The sequence below is a fragment of the Sphingobium sp. EM0848 genome (genome assembly GCF_013375555.1).
Classification (GTDB): domain Bacteria; phylum Pseudomonadota; class Alphaproteobacteria; order Sphingomonadales; family Sphingomonadaceae; genus Sphingobium.
Map to the genome: position 1 here is coordinate 381,964 of NZ_JABXWB010000005.1, position 23,366 is coordinate 405,329.

Genomic DNA, 23,366 nt, shown 5'->3' on the forward strand with positions numbered 1-23,366 from the left:
GATGATGAACAGACCGAAATTCTGGCACTTTACTCAGGCCACCCGCCGAACGAACCCCGCACAGTTACGTAGTTTAACGGATTCGGATAAGGAACGGGATAAGCCAGTGCAGGCGGTGATCCCGATGAGGCCAAGATGACATCCTTTCCTCTGCCGCGACTCCGGTATCGCGCCCATGACATGGTCGAGCCGATGGCCCCAGGACAGGTCACTGCGATCCCTGAGGAGTACTGGCATTGCACCCCCACTGAAATCCTCGCCGCACTGCACGCAAGCGACCAAGGGCTGTCCTCTGCCGAAGCCAACCGCAGGTTGACGGTCAACGGTCCCAACACGCTGTTTGAAAGAAGAGGGCGGCGCCTGTCTGCCGATCTGGTGCGGCGTCTCGGCAATCCGCTCGTGCTGATGCTGCTCGCCGCGTCCACGGTCGCGGGGATGACGGGGGACATGACGAGCTTCGTCATAATCCTGTCCATGGTGCTCCTTTCCACTGTGCTCGACACCGCGCAGGAACGCCGCGCTGAAGCGACCGCCGCGGCGCTGCGGGCATCGATCGCCCTGACCGCGACGACATTGCGCGACAAGGCCACGTCGACCCTGCCCGTGGTCGATCTGGTGCCGGGGGATGTGGTGATGCTGTCGGCAGGCGATCTCATCCCCGCCGACGGCCTTGTCCTTTCCGCCAATGCCGCACAGGTTAATCAGGCTGTGCTGACCGGCGAACCCTTCCCGATCGAAAAGTCACCCGGCGCCAATCCCGGTGCCACCATGGGCGAAGCAGGTAATCTGCTGCTGCACGGCAGTTCGATGATCGGGGGCAGCGCGACCATGCTGGTGGTCCGGACCGGCAGCCGCACGCAATTCGGCGGCATCGCCCGATCACTGGACGACGAACAGCCGCCGACCGCCTTCGAACGGGGCATCCACCGGCTGGGCCTGCTGATCGTCCGGCTGACGATCTTCCTGGTACTCTTCGTCCTGCTGGCGCATCTGGCGCTGGGCAGGCCTCCGGTCGAATCCTTCCTCTTCGCCATGGCTCTCGCCGTGGGCCTGACGCCCGAACTGCTGCCCATGGTGATGACGATCGGGCTGGCGCGCGGTGCCCAGCGCATGGCGGCGGCCAAGGTGGTGGTCAAACGGCTGTCCGCGATTCACGATCTGGGCGAAATGGACATATTGTGCACCGACAAAACGGGCACGCTCACTCAGGCGCGGATCGCGATGACGGGGCATCCTGGCATTGACGGCGCGGACAGTGAGCGCGTGTTCGAACTCGCCGCGGTCAACGCCCGTTTCGAAAGCGGTCTGAGGAGTCCCCTTGACGACGCTCTGCTCGCGCATACCGGCGATCATCCGCTTACCGGCTGGGACAAGCTCGATGAACGCCCCTTCGATTTCGAGCGGCGGCGGATATCCGTGCTGGCCGAACGGCGCGGCGAGCGGATCGAGATCGTCAAGGGCGCGCCGGAAACTGTCCTTGGCCTGTGCGACCGGGCCGAAACGGCAGACGGGACATTCGTGCTGATGGACGCTGCATTGCAGGCGAGCCTGCGGACCATGCACGACCACCATGCCGCCCAGGGCTTGCGCCTGCTCGGCATCGCATGGAAACCTGCGTCGGGCCGCACCCGTATCGAAACCGACGATGACGACCATCTGATCTTTGCCGGCTTCTGCCTCTTCCTCGACCCGCCCAAGACGTCGGCCGCCGCCGCGATCGAACGGCTGGCAACCGCCGGCGTCAGGGTCAAGGTCATATCCGGCGACGCCCCGGTCGCCGTCCAGCATCTGATGGAAACGCTGGGACTGCCCAACGCGCCAATTCTTGGCGGAGATGAAATCGCCAGGCTCGATGATCAGGCACTGGCTGCGCGGGTGGAAACCGTGAATCTGTTCGCGCGCGTCACGCCTGACCAAAAGCTCAGGATCGTGCGCGCGCTTCAGGCGCGGGGACATACGGTCGGCTTTCTAGGCGACGGCATCAACGACGCGCCTGCGATCAGGGCGGCCGATGTCGGCCTTTCCGTCGATGGTGCGACCGATGTTGCGCGCGAGGCGGCGGATATGATCCTGCTTGCGCCAGACCTCGGCGTTCTGGCCGACGGCGTCGCCGAAGGCCGACGGACCTATGCCAATATCCTGAAATATATCCGCATGGGTACCAGTTCCAATTTCGGCAATATGTTGACCATGGCGCTCGCCTCGCTCTTCCTGCCCTTCCTGCCGCTGACACCGGTCCAGATCCTTCTCAACAACATGCTCTACGATCTGTCGCAGACGAGCATCCCGTTCGACCGGGCCGACAGCCGCGACCTTGCCGCCCCCCATGGCTGGGACATGCGCGGTCTTGTCCGCTTCACCTTCATCATGGGCCCATTGTCGTCGCTGTTCGACATCGCCACTTTCGGCGCCCTGATCGCGCTGTTCCATGCCGATATTCCAACATTCCGCACGGCCTGGTTCGTCGAATCCATGGCGACCCAGATATTGGTGGTGTTCGTCATCCGGACTTCAGCGCCGCTCTGGCGGCAACGGCCTCACCCCCTTCTGGTGGCCACAGCCGCCCTCTGCCTTGCAATGGCGATCCTGCTGCCGTTCCTGCCGGTCGCTTCGGCACTAGGTTTCGTCTCGCCGAGCCTTCCCATTGTTGCCGCCACGGCGCTGCTGGTCGCAGCCTATCTCGTCGCAGCCGAAGGATTGAAGCGCGTGGCGATGCGGTAACGCCGGTTCATGGCGTAATCAGAACCTTGAGCCCCCGGGCCTCGACCGCCACTGATTGCAGCAGCACCGCCAGCCCGATCGGTCCAGCGCCAACGATGCCACGCTGCTCGCTCCTAATCTGGCAATTGAACCGATTGCCTCTTGCATGGTACAAACGGGGGTCACTGGAGCGTCCGTTTGGGGCGCCTCTTGGGCGCATTTTTTGAGACTCCGGTGAGCAAATGAGGAGTTCCTCCGATGAAACTCAAGACCCTCCTCCTTGGCGCCACTGCCATATTGCTTGCGCCTACGCTTGCATATGCCGCCGGTGGAAACGGTGCCACAAGTCCCGGATCGACGAACGGCGTAGGCTATAACCATTCCCAGGTGACGGAGACCGGCCAGCCTGGACAAACATGTGGCGTAAACGGACCGCCTCCCGGCCAAGCGGCGGATGCGCCTGGCTCTGCATTTAATCCCGATGGGACTGCCGGCTCTGTCTACGCTGGTCAACAGCTCCAGAATTCACGCAATACGGCCTCCGTGTCGCAATATGATGTCGCTTGCTCCAACCAAACGCCTTGAACTGCGCTGTTGCACTATGGTCCAACCCTGCGCGTCATTTTGCACTGGCGATTGCTGAACTTGCGGCGTGATGACACTTTTCCCGCTGGGGTGCGGTGATGCGCCGCTCCAATGGGAGGGTATTCTTGAACCTCAATTATTGAGCTCACGAGGCCCCCAAGAGCATCATGCGGAAAAGTGGGAACCGGTCTTCCGCACGTTGCTGTAGTCTCGTGGCGCATGGCAGGCGAGGTTCACCAACCGGCATCGGGACTTCAGAACGTCTTGCGTAGTTCGAACATGACCGCGCGGCCAACAGCGTTGAGATAGGCTGGCTGATAGGCGAGCGGCGTCACCCCTTGTGCGTCGACGACCCGTTGACGGGCGTTGGCGATATTGGTTACGGTAATGCTGATCCGCCCATTCCGAACCCAGCTGCTTCCTGGGAATAAGCGCTGTGTGCTCGTAAATACCGTAAGATCGAAGTCGGCCAGTGCCTCAAAGTGGAGCTGACTGGTTGTGCTTGTGCTGACAAATAGCGTGGTTGGGCTTTGCCAGGCGCCGGTTAGGCGAATTCCGGAGCCCCGGTCGGTGAAGGAAATAACGCCGTTGATCAAGTGACGCCGTGAACCACCGGCCGGGTCGATTGCGCCGTCGTGGAGCAAATCAATGCGAGAGAGACTGGAAACGAGCACCGCTGTGCTTTCGAGAAATATGGTATGCGCAAAGTTCACCTCCAGCCGTGGCCTCGGCAGGTCGACGAAGGCTGGATTGGTGTTTTCACCACCTACTCGCACTGAAGGATCGCTTGGGATCGACCGATGGTAGAAGGGGATGACGAAGGAGACACTGTATCGCAGTGCTTTTTCCTGTAAGCTGGCGAAGTTGGCCGGCCGGCCATCCACTTGGATCAACTGGCCCGAAGCATCGCGAATGAACCGGTCAGGGAAAGCAGCCATCTCCGCCGCGCTGGCGGTCGAAACGACGCCAACCTGGTCACGGCTTCTCCTGTCAGTGTACGCCGCCTGCAATTGCAGATCATAATGCGGCAGCGGCGTTATTGACAGCGCCACTCGGTAGACGTCGTCGGTCTCTGGCTTTAGCCCCCGATTCCCGCCAGTTGAATAGGTCACGTCCACGGTCTCGTTGCGCACGGGATCATAGGTGCGGACGTTCTGATAGACCCTTGCAGGTGCGGCCAATATGCCCAAATCGACTGGGTTGCGGGTGCGGTTAAAGCCTCCATTTATCCGCAGCCATGGCCGCAGCTGCCAGCCGACCGCCCATGAATAACGGTCGAGTGAAGCTTCATCCGTGAGTTCTGTCCGGGCTATATCGAATGACAGTTCGAGATCACCGAGCGGTGAAAACGCCTTTTGCTTGTTGGTGATCGGAATTGTGATGCCCATCTGCTCGGTAACGTCCGTTCGGCTGAGCAGCGTTCCTCCAAACGACCCGCTTGGCGTAAGCGTGCCGTGCCCAGCGACAACTGAAGCACGAACTCGAACGTCGCCTGCCGGCAACGAGAAGAGCGGTCCATCAATATTTGCATGTGCCTCGTAGCGCGATGTGCGACTGCGGCTCAGGTCGATGCTGACCGGAATGAGCGAACCCAACGAAGGATCAAAGGGATTTCTCCGCATGTCGAGTATGATGAAGCCAGGGAATGCAGGAGATTGGACGATATCGTTCCGGTATTCAACAATGCGGCTTTCGTAATGGCCGCCCAGGTTGGCATGCCATTTGCCTAAATTGGCATCGAAATTCAGGAAAAGCGATCCGCCGATGGAGTGGCTGCGGTTTTGAAGTGGATGAGCCAAATCGCTGCGGGCAAGCAGGACATCGCGCGAAAATGGCGTATTGATGTTGTCAGCACTGATAAGGAGCAAAGCGGAAGGCAGGCCAGCCAGCCCATGGCTGTCACCCCACTCAAGATTTCCGCTGAGCGAGGCCGCGAACCAGGATGCAAGTTGTTTAGTCCAGGCGAGGCTCCCCACATAATTCCGGCTGGCCTGAAGCAGGCTGCGATAGCGACCAAGATCGGTTGTATTTGCCAAGCCGCCCCCGGCGGAGAAGTCAACGAGCGATGGGTGCAGATTGTTTGCCGGCACGGCTGCGATACTAACGGGAAACCCAACCAGCGCGCTTAGCCGAGGATCAATCGCGACGGCCCCCAGCGCCGGGATTATGTTGCCGGTCGGGTCATATGGCTGATCTTGCTGTGGCTGAATGATCCCTCGGTCGGCCTCGCGCAACAGGCCGGAATAATGTGCCCGCAAACTGAGATTGAAGCGGTCTCCATCCCGAATTCGAGTCAGGAGCACTTCGCCGCTGTCTCCGTTCCAATGCCCCTCGGTCGCAAGGTTGTGGCCGAAGGTAGCCGTGACGCTCGTCATCTGACTACGCAGCACTATGTTGTAGGCTCGCTGATTGGGCGCACCGCCAATTCTCTCGGCAGACCCGCGCGGTAATACGTCAATGTGGGAAATCGCTTCGGTTGGGTAATTCTCAATAGCGCTCCGGCTTTGGACGGGCTGGCCGTTGACAAGCAATACAGGCTGCTCATCGCCGTCCTTCGCAGCAATCTTATCGATCGCCTCGCCAACAGTACTAACGACGTAGGAAGTCAAGCGATCGGTATCATATGTCTGTTCGGGTGAGATTCCGTTTAATGCGGCAATCAGTGCCGGATTGGCGGTGACGATGATCGCAGGCCGGGTGAGCTCATTTATCTGCTCGCTAACGCTGGCAACACTCGTGGAGGACTGGCCCTCAGTCGCTAGCGCGGCTGTAGGCGCCATCAACACCAGTAGCGAGGCCAGCGTGCCAGGAACTCCAAAGACTTTCATCGCCTGCGCTTTCACGAAACGAGATGCGTAAACGTCAGCCGTTGCGCAGTAATCCTACGTAACATTCGAAAGGCAAGGCAAGCTGATTCGATAGGATACCGAATTGTCCAACAGAGCGGCCATAGACACTGCCTATGATGGCTCGATGAACGAAGGACCACTCCGGGCCTTCGGCTCTCAAACAGGATCTGGACAGCGCGGAGATTTCCGGTAGCCTTGCGGATGATCGATGCCGTGGTTCGGCGCAGAGAATGGGTACCATAATCCTCGCTAGGCAGCCCAATTCCCGTGACCCAATCATCGACAAGGCGGGCATATTGCCTGGTGCTTATGTGGGCAGCGTGGTCGGTACGGCCGGGGAATGCATAATCCTCCAGGGGTCCACCCCGCAGCTCGAGCCATTTGAGGAGGCTGGCGCGAACATCTGCCATCAATTCAAATTGAACCGGCCTGCCGGTCTTTTGCTGAACGACAGTCGCCCGTGTTCGAATTTTCCGATCACAAACAATCGGGGTTTTCCGGGTAAAATCGCGACAGGTTAGAGCGCAGCAGTCCTGACAGTGAGCCATTGCGACAGACTGCCCAATGGTCCAGCACTGTCATGGATAATGCTGTGCGTCAGGCCACCGCCAGAGCGGCCGAAGGATACTGAGACATCAAGGCCGAGCCACTCGCCAACAGGCTCGCGGAAGAGATGTGCGGTGAGATCAAGATTCGGGAAAGCCGTCGTGGCTGGCGAAGTCAGCGGAGAAATGCCGTTCGCAATGTCGGCCAACATCATCAAACGGGCCGTCGGCGACACAGACTCTCCTTCGACCAGCTGACAGGATGAGCGTACCCAGGCGCTTGCTCTTCCGGGCCGTTCCTCCTTGCGGCGAACCTCCACACTCCGAATAAAACCGCCAGGCCAGAGTAAAGTCGGATCACAGGACGGCATCGCGTCGACTGGGTCGATGGGATGCAGATTGGTCGCGGCCAGTGCGTGGCTGTCATAGCCCTTCGCCAGCCACGCGCGCAGGATAACGGCCGGGCGCCCGCCATGGTTGAGCCGGGCTTCCACCAGCTCGATCGTCCGTCCCGGCCGAATGACCGCGACGTCGATACTGACCGCTTCCATCGGGATCGTGCCCAATATGTCATAGGACAGGCGCCCGATCTGCAACCGATCGGTCCGGCGGCCATGATGATCCGCCTCTATGACGTGGGCCATGAGGCCGAGCGCCGGCGCGACATGCTGTTCCGCCACATTCCACGCGCCGCTGACATGTTCGCTTGGCATGAACCGGTTCGTATCAATCCGGCGGAAATAGGCGCTTGATCCGCCGGTTGCATGCATGAAATTCTTCTCCGTCATCTCAATGAGCGCCAATCAGGCGCGAAGGTCAAGTTCCGCCTCCATGATCCGACGCATTTCGAATTTTTGCGCTTTACCCGTCACCGTCATTTCGAAGCTTTCGACGATGCGGACATAACGCGGCATCTTGAAATGCGCGATCCGTCCACGGCAATGATCCAATATGTCCTGCTCGGACAGGCTAACGCCGGATTTAGGAATGATCCAGGTGCAGACTTCCTCGCCATATTTGGCGTCGGCCACGCCGAAGACCTGCGCGTCGGCGATCGCCGGATGGCGTAACAGAAACTCCTCGATCTCGCGCGGATATATATTCTCGCCGCCCCGGATGATGAGATCCTTGATGCGGCCGGTGATCCGCACATAGCCCTTCTCGTCCATGGTCGCGAGGTCGCCCGAATGCATCCAGCCCTCGACATCAATCGCCTCGGCCGTACGCTCCGGATCGTTCCAGTAGCCCAGCATCACAGCATAGCCGCGCGAGCAATATTCACCCTGCTCGCCAAAGGGCAGGATAGTGCCGTCGGGCCCGACAATCTTCGCCTGGGCGTGGGGATGGATGCGTCCGACCGTGGCGACCCGCTCCTCCAGTGGATCGTCTGTCACCGTCTGGGTCGTGAGCGGGCTGGTTTCGGTCATGCCGTAGCCGATGGTGATTTGCGTCATGTGCAGCCGGTCCATCACCTGCCGCATGACCGTCTCCGGACAGGGCGACCCTGCCATGATCCCGGTGCGCAGCGTCGACACATCATGGCCGGCGAGATCGGGATGGTTGAGGATGGTGATGAACATGGTCGGCACGCCATGCAGCACGGTGCAGCCCTCCGCCGTGACCGCCTCCAGCACCAGCTTCGGGTCATAGGCCTCGCCGGGATAGACCATCGCCGCGCCGCTGGTCAGCGCCGCCATATTGCCCAGCACCATGCCGAAACAATGGTAGAGCGGCACCGGGATGCACAGCCGGTCGGCGGCCGACAGGCGCATCGTCCGGCCCGAGAAATAGCCGTTATTGAGGACGTTGCGATGGGTCAGCGTCGCGCCCTTTGGCTGGCCGGTGGTGCCGCTGGTGAACTGGATGTTGATGGGGTCGTTGCGGTCGAGCGTCGCCTCGATGACGGTCAGGCGGTCCGTATCGGCATCGCGCAGCAGGTCGGCCCATGACAGCAGGCCGTCATGCCGCTCCTCTCCCAACAGGACGATATGGCGCAGGTCGGGCAGCGCTTCCGCCCCGATCTCCCGCAGCATCGCCACATAGTCGCTGCTCTTGAAGCGCGACGCCGTGACCAGCACGGAGCAGCCCACCTTGTTCAGCGCATAATCGACCTCGCTGGTGCGGTAGGCGGGGTTGATGTTGACCAGGATCGCGCCGATCCGCGCCGTGGCAAACTGGATGACCGTCCATTCCGCGCAATTGGGCGCCCAGATGCCGACCCGGTCGCCCTTCCCGACGCCCAGCGCCAGCAGCCCAGTCGCGGCCCGGTTCACCTCGTCCAGAAATTGCCGCCAGCTCCAGCGAATAGCCTGATGTCGCGACACCAGCGCCAGCCCTTCGCCATTTTCCTCCGCGACCTTCAGCAAAGCCGTACCGATGGTCATTTCCAGCAGCGGGACGTCGGTGGCGCCCCGCGTGATCGACAGGCCGCTCATCGCTTGACGTTGATGACTTGCAGCTGGGCATATTCGGCCAGCCCTTCTTCGGCCTGCTCGACGCCCAACCCTGAGTTTTTGAAGCCGGCCATGGGGATATGCGGCCCGATGGCGATATGCTGGTTGACCCAGACCTGCCCGCTTTCGATCCGCGCCGCGATGTCCGAAGCACGCGCCACATCGGCCGACCAGACCGACCCGCCCAGCCCATATTCCGACGCATTGGCTCTGGCGATCACATCCTCCACATCATCGAATTTTATGAGCGGCAGGATCGGGCCGAACTGTTCCTCATCAACGATCTTCATGCCGTCGGTCACGTCGCGCACGATGGTCGGCTGGATGAAATAGCCCGCCCGTTCGATGACCTGACCGCCCGCGATGACCTTGCCTTCTGCCATGGCCGCGTCCAGAAAGCCCTTCACCTTCTCATATTGCATGGCGTTCTGAATCGGACCGATCTGCGTGCCCTGCTCCAGTCCGTCGCCCACGATGGCGGCCTGAGCCAGCTTGGCCAGTTCCTCGCACATCGCGTCGTAGATGTCGGCATGGACATAGGCGCGCTTTACCGCCAAGCAGACCTGCCCGCAATTCAGAAAAGCATTGCCGAAGATCGCCTTAGCCGTTTCGCGCACATCGACATCCTCCAGCACGATCGCCGGATCATTGCCGCCCAGTTCCAGCGTCACGCGCTTCAGGCTGTCGGCACCACTGGCAGCAATGCGCTTGCCGGTCGCGGTCGATCCGGTGAAGCCGATCTTGGCGACATCGGGATGGGCGGTCAGATGCGGCCCAAGGTCATTGGCATCGGTGATGATATTGACCACGCCAGCCGGGAATATTTCGCGGCAAAGCGCGCCCAGCGCCAGCGCGGTCACCGGGGTTGTGGGCGCAGGTTTCAGGACGATGGCATTGCCGGCCAGCACTGCCGGACCGATCTTCCAGCAGGCGACCAGCAACGGGAAATTCCAAGCGATGATTCCGACCACAACGCCCAGCGGCCTGTGCTTGACCGCAATATAGCCGGCCTCATCATCCTGAATCACCCGGTCAGGCAGTTCCAGCGTCGCATAGTGGCGCAGGAAACCCTCGGTCCAGGCAACCTCTCCCTGCGCTTCAGGCAGCGGCTTGCCCTGTTCCTGCGTCAGCAGGCGCGCCAGTTCGAGACCATTGGCGGCAACCGCATCGGCCAGCGCAACCAGCTTAGCCTGTCGTTCGGCAAAGGGCACTGCCGCCCAGCCAGGCTGCGCCGCCTTGGCCGCGGCGATGGCTTCATCCGCCTGACGCGCCGAAGCACGAGCCACGGTCGTGAAGGGCACACCGGTCGCAGGATTGACCACCTCCATCTGCAGCGCACCGTCGACCAGATCGCCGCCGATCAGCAGCTTATAATCCGCCATCTTCCTCTCCTTTGGGGAGCCGGTCGTCCGGCTCCCATTATTTTAGAATTTCGCGCCAACCGTTACACCATAGCTGCGCGGATTGCCGATATGGTTATAATCGAAGCCAAAGCCCGCGAGCAAATCGACCCGTGAAGTGAAGTAGAACTTCTTGGTCAGATTCTTCGCCCAGAGAGAGGCGTTGAAACGCCCATTCTTGCTTTCCCAGTCAATATGGCCGCTGAGCAGGGCATAACCCTTTTGCTTCAGGCGGGGGATATTGAGCACTTCGAAATATTGGCTCGACTGATAAGCGACTTCGGGATGGACCGAGATATTGCCGAAGCTGCCGTCCACCACCGTCCAGTCGATCCCGCCATTCAACGTCAGGGCCGGTGCATTGGACAGATGATTGCCCGACACGTCAACGCCGCTGACGGTGCCCTGCTTGATCTTCGCCGAAAGCAGCCCCATGCCCGCACGCATGGTCAGATCGTCGGTCGCCCGAATGGTCAGTTCAGCTTCGCCGCCATAGATACGCGACTTGGGAATATTGAGAAGTGTCTGCGCGGCGCTTGCAGGATCGACGTTGATGAACTGCTGGTTCTTGTAATCATAATAGAAAACCGCAGCATTTAGCGTGACTCGGCGATCCCAGAACTGAGTCTTTGCACCCAGTTCATAGGATGTGACCTGCTCCGCCTTGGCAACCGACAGTTCCGACGGATCAAAAAATGCCTGAGCATTAAAGCTCGGTGCGCGATATCCACGGCTGACACTGACATAGATCAGATTACCGCCTGCCAGCTTATAGTCGACGCCGATCTTGCCTGAGAAATTATCCTTCTTGAAGCGGAGGTCCGACAGAGGAATGAGTGTTGCGACAACATTATTGTCCACACCCAGCGCCTGCGAAATGAAGCCGCTCTGTCGCCCCGTATCATGGGTATAGCGCAGGCCACCGCGTAGCGTGACAGCCTCCCCGATCTTATATTTGAGATCAGAATAGATGGCGTAGCTCTTCTTGACCTGATCGAACTGGTTCTGGATTTTGCAGGCAACGGGCAAGCCGTCTGCACAATCCTGCCCATTGATCACGCCGTCTTCATTGACATCGACATCTGTAGCGATTTCGAAAGCAGTGCGATTGAACACTTTTTCCCGATTGAAGTAGGCACCCAGAATGAAGTCGAACGGGCCTCCAGTGTCACTGGTCAGGCGCAGGTCCTGCGCGAATTGGCTGGCCTTGTCATAATAGGGGATTTCCAGCAGTTTCGAGGCCGTCCCGTCTGTATCCTCCCGGAAGAAGAGCTTGCCTCGGTCATAGGAAGTAATGCTGGTCAGCGCCAGACTGTCGGAAAGATCGACATTGGTTGTCAGAGCCACCGAAGTCGTGCGCGCGCGGCGTCGGTCAGGCACGTCGGAGGCGATCTGCCAACGCGACAGGCCGGGACGGTTTATGGCTTCGGGCTGCGCATAAATGCCGTAATTTTGGGGATTCTGGAAACTGGTCGACGCGCGCAGAACAAAGGTCAGCCCCTCGACTGGCTCAGCCTTCAGCGTGCCGCGCACCGCATATTCACGGGTGCTGGCAAGGTCAGGCATTCCCGGAACGACATTCTTGAACCAGCCGTCCGCCCGCGCAAAGGTGCCTGCCACGCGCAGCGCGGCCTTTTCACCCAGCGGGACATTGACCGCGCCATTGGCCTCATAGCGGCTATAATTGCCATATCCCAGGTTGATATAGCCGCTGGTCTCGCCCAGCTTTGCCTCGCGGCTGATGATGTTGACCGCGCCGCCCGTCGTGTTCTTGCCATAGAGCGTACCCTGCGGTCCGCGCAACACTTCGACCCGTTCCAGATCGTACATGGCGACGCCCAGAAAGGCGAAATTTCCCTTATAGACTTCATCATAATAGGTTGCGACCGGGCTGGACTGGTTAAGGCTATAGTCCGACATTGAAACGCCACGTAGAGCGAAGATCGGTGTGTTGTCTCCAACGATCGACGTCAGTTGAAGATTGGCAACCTTGGTCACAAGACTATCGACATTGCTGATGCGTGACTTGGCCAGACTATCGCCACCGATCGCGGAAACAGAAATCGGCACCGATTGCACATTTTCTGATCGCTTGGCAGCCGTCACGACGATTTCGCCCTGCGGCGTCTCCTGTGCGAGCGCCTGTCCTGACAGGACAAGGCTGGTCAAGGCGACTGCTACCCCTAGATAATGTTCCCCCATGGACTTATCCTCCGTTCATGGTTTTCCCTGTTCCGATCCTGCATTTTCAAATTCTGCGACCAGCCGCGCTCTTGTAGCGACGCGGTCGAGCCGCAGGGGATTGCGCCGCAGCGCGCCGATTTCCTCGGCCGTATAGGGCCTGAAATCGGGAGGCAGATGCTCTGCGTCGAATCTGTGCAACGTCCAGTTGACCAGTTCCGCCAGCCGCCTGTCGTCCAGATTGACGGTCGCAACGCCGGGCACCTGGCCGACAAATTCCCGCCCGCCCGGCACCGTCAGGAAACGGCCGACAATGCCGCGCATCGGCGGGTTGGAACGGTCATCTCCACCACCGTCCGGGCGATGGCAGCCCTGACACTTCAATATATAGTCCTGATGGGCCTGGGCGGCATTGGTGACACCCGGTATCGGCTGCTCGCCCGCCCGCGCCGCCAGCGCTACGGTCATCGCAGCAAAGGCCGTCAGGACGAGCGGCGCACCTTTCATTTGCCGCCCGCTCCTTCATGCAGCTTCGCGACATCTGCAGCACTCAATCCGCCGCCACCCGCCCGATAACCGGCGACCTCCTTGTCGGTGAAGGGGCGAAAGGCCGGGCCAGCCTTGGCGATGGTGCCGCCGACATGGTTCAGCACGGCCGCGATGCCCGCATCGTCCAGCCCGCCCTGCGCAGGCATCATGCCGCGATAGGGCTTGCCCTCCACCATGATCGGGCCATTCAGCCCCTTGATCACGGCCAGCGCCAGATAGCGGCGTCCTTCCGGCCTGGCCGCCAGCAAGCGAAAATCGGCATTGAGCGGCGGATAGGCCCCCGGCACGCCTGCTCCCGTCCGGGTGTGGCAGGCAGCGCAACGGTTATAGATGGTCGCACCATCAGGCGCGGCATGGGCAGGCGCGAAGGCCATGAACGCGACCGGCAGAACGGACAGAAGCGGCCTCATTTCGGCTGCTCCAGTGCGGTGCCGACAATCGCCGCGACCGAGCAATTATAAACGCTGCTCTCCGTGCCCAGGCACCAATTATAATCGTTGTTGGACTGGGGCCGGACTTGCGGCCGATCGCCCTCGTTGCGATTGCACAGGCACTGGCCGCAGGATGTCGTGCCGCAACAGTCATTGTAGCTGATGATATAGGCGCGGCCGTCCGCCGGGTTGGTGCAGGTGCCGATCCAGGTGATCGGCGACATTTCCGTGCCCGGCGGGCAGCTGTTCACCGTCCCGCCGCAGCAGGAACAGAGGAAGCCGTCGATCGCGCAATAGCGCCAATAATCGCAGCTCGCCTGATTGCCGGGATCCTGCATCGTGCCCGACGTCATTTCCGGGCGCGCGGCATCGGGGTGGGTGGCAGCGCGCGCCACCGGCAGGGCGGGAAAGGCGGCTGCGCCTGTCATCCCAGCCCCCAGCCAGGCGAGCAGTGAACGACGGGACGTGCTGCGCGCAACGCCCCGCGCCAACTTTTCGGTCAGCTTGTCAAAACCGGCCATGGGTCAGGCCTCCTTCCGGCGACGGGCGAGGAAATCCTGGATCGACGCGACACCGCGCTCCTTCGCCTCGAACAGGCTTTCCAGATGCTCGCGGCTGTTGATGAGGCCCAGAGAGGCAACCTTGCCACCTTCATCCAGCAGGACCGCATAGGGCAGCTTCGCCACGCCGTAGGCCCGGCCCAGCGCCTCGGACAATATTAGCGGCAACCCCTCCAGCCCATGCTCGGTCGCCATGGCGCGATAGGCGGACTTCGACCCGTCGCCAGCGATCACCACATCGATCCAATCCGCTTCGGCCCGCGCAGCCGACCGCAGTACTGGCATCAGCGACTTGCAGATCGAACAGTCCGGAGAGGCAAAGAAGAGAAGCTGGCTACGCCCGTCTCGCTTGCCCCCGATGGTGAGCTTTGCATTGTCAATGGTGGTGACATCCATCGGCGTCGCCGTTTCACCGATCTTCACGCCCTGATGCAGGGTTAGTGCACCGGCTGGGGCGATCCGCTCGTGCAGGATACCGACCTGCCGCGCGAGTGCGGCGATGAGCAGCGCCTGGGCAACGACCGCCGCCCACAGCAAAATCTGGGAAGTCAGCATCAGTTTTTCCTCCACGAAGGCTGGGGAATGGCGAGAATTTCCGAAGCGCCCAGAAAGAGCGCCAGAAAAGCGGCGGCGGCGAAGGGCGCGTCCAGCGTGAACGGCGCCTGCGGGACAAGAACCGCTCCAGCAGCCAACAGCGCCAGCGCGACCGGCCGCAGGATCTGCGCCAGACCGACGGGCCGTTCCCGTGCCACCAGATCGCATCCGCAATCAAGCGACTGACCGCGACGGCGCAGCAAGGCCAGCGCATAGCCTGCCCAGAGCGCGATAGCGATGACTGCCCCGACAAGGCGCAAGGCCGGCACCAGCCAGCATAGCGCGGCGGTCATTTCTGCCGCTCCCGCCGCGATCAGCAGCAGCGGCCCGGCCTGCTGGCGAGCCCCGGCCAGACGCGCCGCGGCCAGAGCGAGCCGCTCGCGGTCCACCGCCTTGTGCACCGCCGACATACCCAGCAGCATCGCGAGGAAGAGAGGCAGCGCCGCCATCACGGCACCGCGATCACAAAGGGGTTGGCCGCAACCGTCGCGCCCAAAGTGCGAACGAAGGCACCGCTCGCCGCGTCATGGACGTCAATCACGCCATCCGTCCGCGCGACGATCAGTTGCGGCTTGTCCTCATGTGTAACCGCGATCGCCAGCCCCTGCCCCTTCAGCGCGATCCGTGACAGGCGCATCTTCTTAACAGGGTCGACCACCCAGACTTCGGTTCCGCCGTCCTTATGGCTGCCTTCCTTGCCATTGGGGCTCATCAACACATAGAGCAACCCCTTGGCGTCGGCGCTAATGACCTGCCAGCCGCCAGGTCGCCATTGCGGCGCACCGCCTGCCGCCGTGCCGACGCTGAACATGCCTGGCAAAGGCCGGGCGACCGGGCCGGACAGGTCGATGCCCTGGATCATGCCATAAAAGCTGACGAACCAGGCCGTGCGCCCGACCATCGCCGGAGTGCCGAACAATGGCTGCTTGTCGATATCATGGACCTTGGCGATGCTCTTGGAGGAAGCCGCCTGCCCCTTGTCATCCAGAGCCACGCTGAACATGGATCCATCGGCGCACAGGCTGCTGAAGCCGCGATCCCCGCTGGGATAGATTTGCGTGCAGCCGGGAAGGTCGATCTCGTTCAACACCTTGCGACCTTCCAGATCGACGACCGTGACGGATTGGGCCGGGGTGAAATTGGCAACAAGCGCCCATTTGCCGCCATTGGTGAACTGGAACAGATTGGGATAGGTGACAGACAATTGCCGCTTGCCGCCGGGCAGCAAGATCTCACCCTTGGGCTGGAGCGATTTCATATCCCATATGGTTATCGCATCCGTCCGCTCTCCACGGGTCAGGCGGCTGTAGAATGTTTCCGCAGTGTAAATCTCTCCGCGCTCGGGCGACACCAGTTCATTGGCGAACTGCGCGGCGCGCACCAACCCCTTGAGTGGTCGCCCCGGCGAGGCCGTATCGACCACCGCCAGTTTCCCGTCCAGGATCGAGGCAAAGTTCAGATCATGGATCAAAACCCAGCTTTTGGGCCAGGTTTCCGGCAGGCTACCGACATTAGGTATCTGCTCTTCCGGCAGAGGTTTGGGATAGTCTGCCGTGCCTGCCAGCGCAGGTCCCGACACGACTGCAAACAGCAACGCACTAAGGGCAATCGACCGCATGAGGTTCCTCCCACCAGGAGGCGGCTTATGTCCGCTCGAGCAAAATATGACGAAACAGCAACAAATCTGTCAAGTGACCTAATTTTGTCAGATGACATAATTTATCCGAACCAATATAGTTGACGTCCACAAGCCGAAAATGGCGTCATTTCATTAGGATGAGTTAAGGAAGCAATGATCGAACTCGACATCCCAGAACGCGACGGCGGCTATTCCAAGGGAAATGAGACACGCGAACTCATCCTTCGCACCGCTCTCGAAATCCTGATCGAGGAAGGGTATCGCGCCATGAGCATGCGGCGAGTCGCGATCGCCTGCGGAATGAAATTTGGCAATCTCACCTATCATTATCGCAGCCGGGAAGACCTTGTCCGCGAACTGCTCGAGGCTGTCATCCGCAGCTATGAGGTGGAATTCGACCAGATCGTCCACATGTCCAGCGCTTCGGCGCAGGAGCGGCTGCAGCGGATTTGCACCTTCATATTGGAGGATATCCGTAGCAAGAAGACGACGCGTATTTTCCCCGAACTATGGGCACTTTCCAACCATGACGCCTTCGTCCTGGCGCGAGTTCAGGAGCTTTACGGTCGCGCCCGTGCACCGCTGATCGAGATTGTAGGCGATATCCGTCCCGATTTGCCGATAGCCGACCGCGAAGCCATCGCCCTTTTCATTTCGGCCTCCATGGAGGGGATGACCCCATTTGCCGGCTATGAAAAGCCATTTGAGCCGCTGATGCCCAAGCTGAGCGATATCGCCATTCATTCATTTGTTTCGCTCGTTGAGACCTTTGGTCGCGACAGTAATTGAGCAGGGACCATGTGGTTGGCGATCTGTTTGGAGATGGCAAGAACACTTCGGACCTTGAGGGATACTAGAGCATGATCCGATCAGGTTGAATCAGATCATGCTCTCATTTTCTTTTGTTTTCCGCATTTTCCGAGTCGTCAGATGTTCCCATCTGACTTGAAAATGCTCTAAACGTTTGAAGCGGTCTTGCGATAGATATGCGGCGCTACGCCTGTCGCGCGCTTAAAAGCGGCTGAAAAAGCGCTGGGCCCTGAAAAGCCGAGCTTGTAGGCGATCTGTTTCAGAGGCAACTGCGTCTCGATGAGCAAGGTGCGCGCGCGACGGAGTCGGATGTCCTCAACATAGCGCGTGATCGTTGTCCCTGTAGTCGCCTTGAACAGCCGACGGAGATGTGAAGGGCTCACACCACATAATTCGGTGAGTTTGGTCAATGTGACCGCATGCCCCTCGGCTTCTTCGGCATATTCCCGGATTCGCGCGAGTTGCCAACCAGCCAGCACACCATCGCCATTGGTCGGCAGACAATGGCGTGCCAAGCTACGTCCGAGTTCGGCGAGCGCCAGGCGGCTCAGCCCATCGACAGCAAGCAGGTGAGCAAAGCCGGGACTACCGACCTCGTCGGCCATCATCCACAATGTACGCTCGAGCAGTGGCGTGCTGGCCTTGAAACAGGCTTCCAGGTAGTCGGTGCTGTCATAGCTTGCAATCCCCGTGCAAGCTTCGAAAAAGGCGGCTTCGAAATCGCAATAGATTGCTGATTGGATCGGGTTCTCTCCGCTTAAGCGTGCCTTCCAATCTACACCGGCCGGAATGCAGTTGAACCGGCTCATCGGCACAAATTTCCGAGAACTGCCATAGCAAGCGTAGCCATGCGGACGGTTGACGTCCGACAGCCACATTCCGATCTGATAAGTCTGCTCACATCCCGAGAGTTCAGGCGGAAGTTTGCCACCCTGCGGCTCACACAGCCTGACGACAGCATCATCGATTGTCGTCGTAGCGAGCCGTCGCTCATTCCAGGATGTCGATGCCGTCAATTACCTGCCTCTCCTCATCGCATTCTAGATAGATTGCCGTCCGAGCGCAATCTTGTGAACCTTACCCGCAGGCGCCTGACCGTGTCATGCAATGACCATCTCAAAATGAGCGCTACGAACATGAATGAGCGCTTTGCGTATCACGCGACAATAGCGACTCTCAACCGTAGCGCGCTAACAGAGGATATTGATGGGAGGCTGGCATGGAACCAGAAATGTCGACAGAGGAGCTATTGAAGCTGGCCGGCGGACGCTTTGAGGCCGTGGGCAATGGTGATCTTGAAGGCGCGATGACACTGCTGGTCGACGAACCGGCCAATGCATGATGGCGTGTCTCGGCTTCAATGACGATGTGCTGTGCACCGTCTCCATGGAATTCCGTCCGCTTGCACAATCTTCGCTTCGCCGTGTCCGCGAAGCGGTATGTTCATCTCATCATGAAAATTAGGATTATCTGAATGTCCCGATCACTTATCAATCTCATCTCGGTCGCGCACCGGCACGCGCTTACCGAGGGCGCGCAGGACGTCGACGCCATCATGGCGACGATGGAAGGGGAGCCCGTCTACGAACTCTATCCGGTTGGCAAGCGCTTCTCCGGCATGGCCAATACGCGGCGCTATTATGAGCATTTTGTCGCGCATGTGCAGCAGCGGATGCGGGGCGCGGCGCCGGTAAGCCAATCCTTCGGCCCTGACGGGGTGGTCGAGGAATATACGATCTCAATCCTGCTCGATGGCGCAACCGAGCCTTCGATGCACCGCATCATGGCGATCCTCACCTTTGGCGAAGAGGGCTTGAGCGGCGAACGAATCTACTCGGATGAGGCTTTCCTGCGCACGCTGCTCGGGCCGCTGTGGGCCGAACTCGAGCCGATCGAACTTCATATCTGAGCTGGCGGACCGCTTCATTTGACGCGGCTGCGCCCATTCAAAACCGAAAGGAAGGAAAAGGGGGACAATCTCACCAACCAGAAGAACCTGTCCAATGGCATTGATTTTGGAGCGCTCGGTTTTGCCGGCGCCATCTTCGAACGGCCTGTCAGCTATGGCTTCGATGTCGGGGTCAGCTTCCAGCATCATTCCATCCGGCGACCTCGTGCAGCCACCTTATATTTCTGGATAATTCTCAAGCTATGGCAAACCTGTCGCACCTATTTTCCCCCGGCCAGATCGGGCCGCTTGCTTTGCGCAACCGGATCGCTGTCACCGCCATGGGGGCGTCCCTTGCCGAAGTAGACGGGCAATGCGGTCCACGCATCATTGCCTATCACGAAGAACAAGCGAAGGGAGGCGTCGGCCTTGTCATCACTGGCGTTGCAGGGGTCGCGTGGCCGGTCGGCGCCAACCAAACCAATCAGATCGCCATTTCGGACGATCGCTTTCTTCCAGGGCTGACAGCTCTCACCGAAGCGGTGCACCGGCATGGTGCGAAAATCGCCGCGCAGATCCACCATGGCGGCCTTGTCGCGATGCAGGACATGCTGGCCGGCCGACCGATCTGGGGACCGTCATTGCCGCCTGCACCGAGTGGAGATTTCACCGCGAGTTTCTTGCTGGAGGAACTCGCCGAGGCGCCATTTAGCCGAGTGCGTGACATCGACGTCAAGGTGATGACGGTCGATGACATCCACCATGTGGTCAAGCAATTCGCAGATGCCGCCGATCGGGCACGGCGTGCCGGCTTCGACGGTGTCGAGATACATGGCGGCCACGGCTATTTGCTCTCCTCCTTCATTTCACCCAAGACCAATGTCCGGACCGATGCCTATGGCGGGTCGCTCGAAAATCGGGCGCGTTTCCTGCTCGAGGTCATTTCCGCGGTGAAGGCCCGCACAGGCGGTGCAATCGCGCTATGGTGCAAACTGGATTCCCGTGAAGTCGGGGTGAAGAATGGACTGACGATAGAGGATAGCGTGCAAATCGCGCGCTTGGCAGAGCAGGCTGGCGCTGAGGCCATCACCGTCACCGCTTATCATGATGCGGGGCAGCCCAAACTGCACTCAGGATCGCACACACCACACGAACCGGGCGTGAACCTCCCTTATGCCGCACGGATCAAGGCGGCCGTCAATATTCCGGTGATCGCCTCAGGTCGCGTTGAACCGGAAGCCGGCGACCGAGCGATCGCGAAGGGCACGATCGATTTCGTGTCGATGGGGCGCAAGCTGCTTGCCGATCCTTATCTGCCTGCCAAACTGGCCGAAGGACGGGAGCATGATGTGCGGCCATGCATCTATTGTTACACCTGCATCAGCGCGATTTATCTTGGCCAACCGATGCGCTGCGCGGTCAACCCGGAGCTCGGCTTTGAATATCAGCGGCCACTGCAGCAGCATGGCGGCAGACGGGTTGTTGTCATTGGCGGCGGCCCGGGTGGCATGGAAACGGCCCGGCGGCTCGATGCGATGGGGCACAAGGTCGTCCTGATCGAAGAGGGGGAGCGGCTCGGCGGCACGCTCCGCTTTGCTTCCCTCGCCTATCCAGCCAACGAGCGATTGCTTGACTGGCTGCGCCACCAGATCGAGATGTCGGCTGTCAAGGTGCGGCTGCGCACCCACGCGACGCTGGAGGTGATGCACGCGCTCGCACCTGATGCCATCGTTGTTGCGACCGGCGCGGTGCGCGGTCTGACACCGATCCCAGGCAATCACTTACCCCATGTGTTGAGCGGCGATGATCTGCGCGGACTCATGCTCGGGAAAGGGGGAGAGGCCCTCAAGCAGAAAGTGGGTCTGGCCACACGCATTGCGGCGAAAGTCGGTGCGGCGACCCGGCTAACCTCTAATCTGGCCTTCGTGCGCGAAGCGACGAAGACCTGGATACCGTTAGGGCAGCGCATCGTCATCATCGGAGGCGAGCTTGTCGGGCTCGAACTGGCCGAGTTCCTTATCGAGCGCGGTCGTGAAGTGGCGGTGGTTGATGAAGCACCACGTTTTGGTGCGGGCCTGACAATTGTGCGGCGTATGCGTCTTCTGGCCGAACTGGCAGAACATGGCGTTCGCCTATGCCCGCAAGCGAGCGGTATCGCCATCGAGGAAGGTCTGGTCCACTTCGTGGATAAAGAGGGATCGCAGCAGGTCGTACCAGCCGATCATGTTGTCATTGCCAAGGGAGCGACCGGCGATGCCAAATTGGCTGAGACATTGAGTTTAGCGGGCTTCGAGGTCCATGTGGTCGGCGATTGCCGCGGGGTCGGCTATATAGAGAAGGCAATGCATGATGCAGCAGCCGCCGCACTGGCTGTCTCTATTGCACGCTAATCGAACGCCGCTCGTGTCCTACAGCTGTGGAACGCCATAATGTCATCGAGGATGCTGCATCCTGACTAATCCGGATCATGCTATCGTAGCGCTTCAAAAGTCCGCTTATCGCGGACGCCTGCCGGATAGCTGCCTGATCGGATTGTCCTAGCGCAAGCCAATCAGCTTTCGGTCCGTGTGGCTGCACCAAGGACCGTTCAATTGAAATCGGAAAGGGAGTAGCTGGTGCTTCGTCCGCCGCCTTCGTCGCGGATGAAAATTGCCTTCTCGACAAGATCCTGAATGTCTCGCAGCGCCGTATCGGAGGAGACCTTTGTGATCTTTGCCCATTTCGACGAGTTCAGCTTGCCCTCGAAGCCATTGAGCAACCGATTGATCATGTCCCGCTGTCGGTCGTTCATCGGAACATCCCCGAAGCGTTCCCAGAAACGCGCTTTGCTTAGCACCGCGGACAAGGTCTGTTGGGCGCCATCGAAGGCACGACCTAAGCAATCCAAGAACCATTCCAGCCAGGACGTTATGTCGAGGTCGCCTTTCTGCGTTGCCTCGAGCAGATCATAATAAATTTTGCGTTCCTGTCGGATCTGGGCCGACATGCTGTAGAAGCGCTGGGCAGTATGTTCGGCGCGGGCAAGTGCAAGATCGGCGATCGCGCGCGCGATCCGACCATTGCCATCGTCGAAGGGGTGGACATTCACGAACCAGAGGTGTGCGATTCCAGCCTTTATGACCGGATCGATGCCAATATCGGATTCGAACCAGCGAACGAACCCGTCCATCTCCAGCTCCAACCTGGTTGCAGCCGGCGCCTCATAATGCACGCGCTCGCGTCCGATGGGGCCGGACACGACCTGCATGGCCCCCGTTTCGTCGATACGCCACCCGCCGACAGTGATGGCCGTCATTCCGCTTCTACCGGTAGGAAACATCGCAGCATGCCAGGCAAACAGCCGATCGGTGGTAAGTGGTGCGGCATAATTTTGGGTGGCGTCAAGCATCATTTCGACCACGCCCTCGACATTGCGATCCGCTGGAACCAACCCGGCGATATCCATCCCCAGACGACGCGCGATCGATGAGCGGACCTGGTCTTGATTGAGATGCTCGCCCTCGATCTCGCTGGATTTGAGGACATCCTGCGTAAGTGTCGCAAGGACGGCCTCGTTCCGCATGTCGAAGCCCAACGCGCTCATATGACCGATCAGTCGGCCCTGCTGGTGACGGACCGCACCCAGCCTGGTTGCGAGTCGTTCGTCTCGCCACGTAAAGTTCGGCCATGAAGGAAGTTCGTGGATGTACGTCATATTCACCGCTTCATTTGCGGTGAATATAGGTCTTATTCGCCGCATCGCAAGCGATATTCTCCGCAATATATGCGGTGATAAGGCTGCTATTTACCGCAGAGCGTGTCAAGGTGGGAACCGGCTCCGCTACTGATACGCGGGTTCCAGGTCAATTTCCATGATCTGATCCACCTCCATAGTCGCGTTCCAACTCCGCGCGAAATTTCGCGATCAATTCCTTCTCAGTTGGTCGGAGCGGCGGACTCTCTGTAAGTTCGACGTCCTTTGGCGCTGGCCGGGGTTCGCTCGGATTTTTGGATGGCAGCGAAGCTGGGGGAACGGGCGCAGCCCTATTGCCTGGAACAATGCTCTTAAAAAGGGTCCCTTCTGTCAACGTTCGCTTAGAGGTACGGTGCGGAGCTCCACAAATGACTGAGTTTGGCGCATCACGAAGCCCACCGGTCTTATCGCCGAACGTTCGATCGATGAAGCGATGCCAAGTCGGCCGT

At 60.0% G+C, this 23,366-nt stretch carries 17 protein-coding genes and 1 pseudogene; 4 read left to right on the plus strand and 14 right to left on the minus strand.

The window, feature by feature from the left end; genetic code table 11:
• Positions 1 to 135: 135 nt before the first annotated feature.
• Entirely contained in the window at positions 136 to 2,721 is a 2,586-nt protein-coding gene (gene mgtA / locus HUK73_RS20085; RefSeq protein ID WP_255326447.1) for a magnesium-translocating P-type ATPase, read from the plus strand.
• A gap of 818 nt (positions 2,722 to 3,539) precedes the next feature.
• Here mgtA and HUK73_RS20090 read toward each other — a convergent pair.
• From HUK73_RS20090 to HUK73_RS20140, 12 genes and pseudogenes are all read right to left on the minus strand, one after another.
• On the minus strand, positions 3,540 to 6,128 hold the full coding sequence (locus tag HUK73_RS20090; RefSeq protein WP_176593624.1) for a hypothetical protein: 2,589 nt from the start codon (positions 6,126 to 6,128) through the stop codon (positions 3,540 to 3,542).
• 167 nt (positions 6,129 to 6,295) lie between these two features.
• Positions 6,296 to 6,622 (minus strand): annotated as a pseudogene (locus HUK73_RS26925) (tyrosine-type recombinase/integrase); the annotation flags it as partial.
• A gap of 29 nt (positions 6,623 to 6,651) precedes the next feature.
• Positions 6,652 to 7,467, minus strand: coding sequence for a thioesterase family protein (locus tag HUK73_RS20095; protein ID WP_255326448.1), 816 nt, complete (start codon positions 7,465 to 7,467; stop codon positions 6,652 to 6,654).
• Between the two features lie 15 nt (positions 7,468 to 7,482).
• Positions 7,483 to 9,114: an AMP-binding protein gene (locus HUK73_RS20100; RefSeq protein ID WP_176593625.1), complete on the minus strand. Its 1,632-nt coding sequence runs from the start codon at positions 9,112 to 9,114 to the stop codon at positions 7,483 to 7,485.
• A complete protein-coding gene (locus HUK73_RS20105; RefSeq protein ID WP_176593626.1) occupies positions 9,111 to 10,514 on the minus strand; it encodes an aldehyde dehydrogenase family protein in 1,404 nt (467 codons plus the stop codon). Before HUK73_RS20105 ends, HUK73_RS20100 begins: the two co-directional genes overlap by 4 nt.
• Before the next feature lie 42 nt (positions 10,515 to 10,556).
• Positions 10,557 to 12,734: a TonB-dependent receptor gene (locus HUK73_RS20110; protein WP_176593627.1), complete on the minus strand. Its 2,178-nt coding sequence runs from the start codon at positions 12,732 to 12,734 to the stop codon at positions 10,557 to 10,559.
• A 15-nt stretch (positions 12,735 to 12,749) separates the two neighbouring features.
• Positions 12,750 to 13,220: a cytochrome C gene (locus HUK73_RS20115; protein WP_176593628.1), complete on the minus strand. Its 471-nt coding sequence runs from the start codon at positions 13,218 to 13,220 to the stop codon at positions 12,750 to 12,752.
• A complete protein-coding gene (locus HUK73_RS20120) occupies positions 13,217 to 13,672 on the minus strand; it encodes a cytochrome c (protein WP_176593629.1) in 456 nt (151 codons plus the stop codon). The genes HUK73_RS20115 and HUK73_RS20120 overlap by 4 nt, the downstream gene beginning before the upstream one ends.
• Complete coding sequence (locus tag HUK73_RS20125) at positions 13,669 to 14,214, minus strand: methylamine dehydrogenase light chain (protein ID WP_176593630.1); 546 nt, start codon at positions 14,212 to 14,214, stop codon at positions 13,669 to 13,671. The genes HUK73_RS20120 and HUK73_RS20125 overlap by 4 nt, the downstream gene beginning before the upstream one ends.
• A 3-nt stretch (positions 14,215 to 14,217) precedes the next feature.
• Entirely contained in the window at positions 14,218 to 14,808 is a 591-nt protein-coding gene (locus tag HUK73_RS20130) for a methylamine dehydrogenase (protein ID WP_176593631.1), read from the minus strand.
• On the minus strand, positions 14,808 to 15,296 hold the full coding sequence (locus HUK73_RS20135; RefSeq protein ID WP_176593632.1) for a MauE/DoxX family redox-associated membrane protein: 489 nt from the start codon (positions 15,294 to 15,296) through the stop codon (positions 14,808 to 14,810). Before HUK73_RS20135 ends, HUK73_RS20130 begins: the two co-directional genes overlap by 1 nt.
• Positions 15,296 to 16,465 carry an amine dehydrogenase large subunit gene (locus tag HUK73_RS20140; RefSeq protein ID WP_176593633.1) on the minus strand — a complete coding sequence of 390 codons (1,170 nt, stop codon included), beginning with the start codon at positions 16,463 to 16,465 and terminating at the stop codon, positions 15,296 to 15,298. Before HUK73_RS20140 ends, HUK73_RS20135 begins: the two co-directional genes overlap by 1 nt.
• A 174-nt stretch (positions 16,466 to 16,639) precedes the next feature.
• Between HUK73_RS20140 and HUK73_RS20145 the strand changes: the two genes are divergently transcribed.
• The gene (locus HUK73_RS20145) at positions 16,640 to 17,275 is read left to right on the plus strand and encodes a TetR/AcrR family transcriptional regulator (protein ID WP_176593634.1); all 636 of its coding nucleotides are present in this window, start codon (positions 16,640 to 16,642) and stop codon (positions 17,273 to 17,275) included.
• Positions 17,276 to 17,442: 167 nt separating this feature from the next.
• On the opposite strand, the gene HUK73_RS20150 is transcribed toward HUK73_RS20145, so the two are convergent.
• Entirely contained in the window at positions 17,443 to 18,312 is an 870-nt protein-coding gene (locus HUK73_RS20150; protein ID WP_176593635.1) for a helix-turn-helix transcriptional regulator, read from the minus strand.
• 458 nt (positions 18,313 to 18,770) lie between these two features.
• On the opposite strand from HUK73_RS20150, the gene HUK73_RS20155 reads away from it, so the two are divergent.
• Together HUK73_RS20155 and HUK73_RS20160 are read left to right on the plus strand one after the other, a co-directional pair.
• The gene (locus HUK73_RS20155) at positions 18,771 to 19,205 is read left to right on the plus strand and encodes a hypothetical protein (RefSeq protein ID WP_176593636.1); all 435 of its coding nucleotides are present in this window, start codon (positions 18,771 to 18,773) and stop codon (positions 19,203 to 19,205) included.
• A gap of 242 nt (positions 19,206 to 19,447) precedes the next feature.
• Positions 19,448 to 21,574, plus strand: a complete 2,127-nt coding sequence (locus HUK73_RS20160) for an FAD-dependent oxidoreductase (RefSeq protein ID WP_176593637.1) — start codon at positions 19,448 to 19,450, stop codon at positions 21,572 to 21,574.
• Between the two features lie 197 nt (positions 21,575 to 21,771).
• Here the strand turns inward: HUK73_RS20160 and HUK73_RS20165 are convergent, their stop codons facing one another.
• Positions 21,772 to 22,923: a Fic family protein gene (locus tag HUK73_RS20165; RefSeq protein ID WP_255326449.1), complete on the minus strand. Its 1,152-nt coding sequence runs from the start codon at positions 22,921 to 22,923 to the stop codon at positions 21,772 to 21,774.
• Positions 22,924 to 23,366: the final 443 nt, after the last annotated feature.

Coding starts and splice junctions, on each gene's coding strand:
- HUK73_RS20160 (WP_176593637.1), top strand. CDS start 19,448: ATGGCAAACCTGTCGCACCTATTTTCCCCCGGCCAGATCGGGCCGCTT.
- HUK73_RS20140 (WP_176593633.1), bottom strand. CDS start 16,465: ATGCGGTCGATTGCCCTTAGTGCGTTGCTGTTTGCAGTCGTGTCGGGA.
- HUK73_RS20155 (WP_176593636.1), top strand. CDS start 18,771: ATGTCCCGATCACTTATCAATCTCATCTCGGTCGCGCACCGGCACGCG.
- HUK73_RS20135 (WP_176593632.1), bottom strand. CDS start 15,296: ATGGCGGCGCTGCCTCTCTTCCTCGCGATGCTGCTGGGTATGTCGGCG.
- HUK73_RS20100 (WP_176593625.1), bottom strand. CDS start 9,114: ATGAGCGGCCTGTCGATCACGCGGGGCGCCACCGACGTCCCGCTGCTG.
- HUK73_RS20105 (WP_176593626.1), bottom strand. CDS start 10,514: ATGGCGGATTATAAGCTGCTGATCGGCGGCGATCTGGTCGACGGTGCG.
- HUK73_RS20120 (WP_176593629.1), bottom strand. CDS start 13,672: ATGAGGCCGCTTCTGTCCGTTCTGCCGGTCGCGTTCATGGCCTTCGCG.
- HUK73_RS20110 (WP_176593627.1), bottom strand. CDS start 12,734: ATGGGGGAACATTATCTAGGGGTAGCAGTCGCCTTGACCAGCCTTGTC.
- HUK73_RS20130 (WP_176593631.1), bottom strand. CDS start 14,808: ATGCTGACTTCCCAGATTTTGCTGTGGGCGGCGGTCGTTGCCCAGGCG.
- HUK73_RS20145 (WP_176593634.1), top strand. CDS start 16,640: ATGATCGAACTCGACATCCCAGAACGCGACGGCGGCTATTCCAAGGGA.
- HUK73_RS20115 (WP_176593628.1), bottom strand. CDS start 13,220: ATGAAAGGTGCGCCGCTCGTCCTGACGGCCTTTGCTGCGATGACCGTA.
- HUK73_RS20165 (WP_255326449.1), bottom strand. CDS start 22,923: ATGCGGCGAATAAGACCTATATTCACCGCAAATGAAGCGGTGAATATG.
- mgtA (WP_255326447.1), top strand. CDS start 136: ATGACATCCTTTCCTCTGCCGCGACTCCGGTATCGCGCCCATGACATG.
- HUK73_RS20095 (WP_255326448.1), bottom strand. CDS start 7,467: ATGACGGAGAAGAATTTCATGCATGCAACCGGCGGATCAAGCGCCTAT.
- HUK73_RS20125 (WP_176593630.1), bottom strand. CDS start 14,214: ATGGCCGGTTTTGACAAGCTGACCGAAAAGTTGGCGCGGGGCGTTGCG.